The 742-nt window shown below is 65.2% G+C and carries 1 protein-coding gene; it reads left to right on the top strand.

The window, feature by feature from the left end; translation table 11 throughout:
- The coding region (locus A9X04_RS08880; RefSeq protein WP_156764282.1) for an HAD-IC family P-type ATPase at positions 1 to 742 on the top strand (742 nt) is incomplete at both ends.

Here is a 742-nt window from a genome sequence, read left to right as displayed (position 1 = left end):
TCAACGAGTACCGCGCCGAGCAGGCCGCGGCTGCGCTGCATTCCCGCATACGCCACACCGCGATCGTTCGGCGCGACGGGAATTTTGTCGATGTCGACGTCCGGGATCTCGTCCCCGGGGACGTCATCCGGCTCTCCCTTGGGCAGGCGGTGCCCGCGGACGTGCGATTGATCCAGACGGCAGCGTTGGAATGCGACGAGGGCATCCTGTCCGGGGAATCCACCGGCTCGGAGAAGTCACCGACGCCGGTGGGAACCGACGTCGCGCTGACCGACATGACCGATGTGGCGTTCATGGGCACGATCGTGAGCGCGGGCGAAGGCTTGGCCGTCGTGTATGCCACCGGGAATCGCGCCGAGTTCGGCCGGATCGCGGCGGGTCTGAGTGAGCGCCAACCCGAGACCGACTTTCAGGTCGGCCTGCGCCGGTTTTCGTATCTGCTGCTCCGGGTCGCGGTTGCGCTGACCGCGCTGATTCTGGTCACCAACTTGATGTTGCACCGGCCGCTGATCAATTCGGCACTGTTTGCGCTGGCGATCGCGGTCAGCATCACGCCACAGCTTCTCCCCGCGGTGGTCAGCACCAGCCTGGCGACCGGTTCCCGACAACTGGCCAAAGCCAAGGTGCTGGTGAAGCGTCTGGTATGCATCGAGGATTTCGGCGATATCGACATCCTGATCACCGACAAGACCGGAACCTTGACGGAGGGACGGATCCGGCTGGTGGACGCCGTCGACGCCGG

It is taken from the genome of Mycobacterium sp. E3247, from assembly GCF_001667785.1.
GTDB lineage: Bacteria > Actinomycetota > Actinomycetes > Mycobacteriales > Mycobacteriaceae > Mycobacterium.
Note: the sequence above shows the minus strand (reverse complement) of the source record. Positions and strands in the feature narration are given on the sequence as shown.